At 62.8% G+C, this 1,738-nt stretch carries 1 protein-coding gene and 2 pseudogenes; all 3 read left to right on the plus strand.

Going from position 1 to position 1,738, the window contains the following annotated elements; genetic code table 11:
- Positions 1-99: pseudogene (locus tag ACFWAY_RS53675) on the plus strand (3-hydroxyacyl-CoA dehydrogenase); the annotation flags it as partial.
- A gap of 589 nt (positions 100-688) precedes the next feature.
- Positions 689-985: pseudogene (locus tag ACFWAY_RS53680) on the plus strand (hypothetical protein); the annotation flags it as partial.
- Between the two features lie 207 nt (positions 986-1,192).
- Positions 1,193-1,627: a MarR family winged helix-turn-helix transcriptional regulator gene (locus tag ACFWAY_RS53685; RefSeq protein ID WP_226955735.1), complete on the plus strand. Its 435-nt coding sequence runs from the start codon at positions 1,193-1,195 to the stop codon at positions 1,625-1,627.
- Positions 1,628-1,738: the final 111 nt, after the last annotated feature.

Consider the following 1,738-nt stretch of genomic DNA (forward strand, 5'->3'; position numbering starts at 1 on the left):
GCCGAATACGCACAGCTCGCTCAGATGATCGTCGAACACGACTACCTCAACGGTGAGACCATTCGTATGGACGGCGCCCTGCGCATGGCGCCGCGATAGGCGGCTGGCTCGCGAGAAGGGCTCGGGCGCCTTTCCTACCCTGCGACGGTGATCGCAGGGCTCGGGAGTTGCCCATTCGCACGGCCATCGCCGACGCGCCTCTGGTCTCTGGACCTGGGTCCTGTCGGCCTGAAGTCAAGCGGAGAGTCACGCTCCCGGGCGCGAAACAGCCTCCCTTCCTACGCGCGCTCCCCCACTTCACAAGCTATCTCAAACAAACACTAAACTGAGATAACTATTCACTCGTGCAATATTGAGGACGATACTGATTACCTCAAGTTAGGTAACGGCAGGCCATGGGGCTGGCCGCCCGGAGGACCGGACAATCCGGTGAGCACGACATTCGAACCCGCAATGCGGTGGGAACGACGATCAACCATCGCGGCAGACGACGGAGTTCCGCTCGTGACCCGCGAGTACGGCCCCGAAGCGGCACCCTTGACCGTCATCTTTGCGCACGGTCACTGCCTGAACATGCAATCGTGGGAGCTGCAACGCGCCTTCCTTCAGAGCACCTTCGGGTCGGAGATCCGGCTGGTCTACGACCAGTACGACCAAGCGCGGCCACGGCGAGTCCGGGTCCGCAGCGCCCGACACCATGACGATCGAGCAACTCGGCCAGGATCTCGACGCCATCATTCGTGCGGTCGGGGGCAATGCACCGATTGCGTTAGTCGGGCACTCCATGGGCGGGCGGAGCATCCTCGGGTTCCTTCCTGCCTTCACGCATCTGGACGAAACGGCAGGAGTGAAGGCATACAGGGAGCTGCCGGTGATCGTGGGCGCCTTCGACGAATCGACGCGCCAAGCCCATCCCACCACGCCGCCGTGGGATGAGGTTCGCCGGCGAGCTGGCCGACGAGGGGCGTGGGCGGTTCGGGGGTAGCTTCGAGCACGCAAATCTTGCTCTGGTGTATTTTTTAGCCGTGAACTTCTTTCTCGTCGTAGACTGCATCCATGCGACTGCGAGGATCACATGACTGCTGAGGTTTCGACGGCGGGTTCGGACTCGATCGGCGAGGACGGTGTCGATCGGGTTGAGCAGGCATGGGCGCGTGAACGCCCGGACATTGACGTCAGTTCCGTGGGAGTCGTGACCAGGATCTGGCGCATTGCACGGCATTTGGAGCGCGAACGCGTCGAGCGTCTGGCCGAACTCGGCACCGACAGGGTCACGCTCGATGTCCTCGCGATGCTGCGGCGTGCCGGCAAGCCGTATCGGATGACGGCCGGCCGCCTTTCCGAGGCGGCGCTGATTACTCCCGGGGGGATCTCGAACCGGCTGGACAAGCTCGAGCGCAGCGGACTTGTCAAGCGGAGCTTCCACCCGAAGGACCGTCGTCGCGTGGATGTGCAACTGACGAGGAAGGGCGTCAAGCTCGTCGATGAGGTCGTCTCCGACATCATGGATCACGAGTCTCGGCTCTTGGAGATCCTGGCGGGCGACGACCAAGCGGAGCTTCGGCGGCTCCTCAAGATCCTTCTGGCTCAGTTCGAGGATCCTGCGGTGGGGCTGGAGACCGACTGAGCCGGATCCTCAGGGCCTAAGCCTAGATCCACCGATCGACTGATGTATTCGTGCTGAGTTTCGTTGTGCGGCAGCGAGGAGGTTACGGGCGTGGGTGATCGTCCGACCTGC

Origin of the sequence: Rhodococcus sp. NPDC059968, assembly GCF_042738615.1 — a bacterium.
In the GTDB taxonomy this organism is placed as follows: Bacteria; Actinomycetota; Actinomycetes; order Mycobacteriales; family Mycobacteriaceae; genus Rhodococcus_F.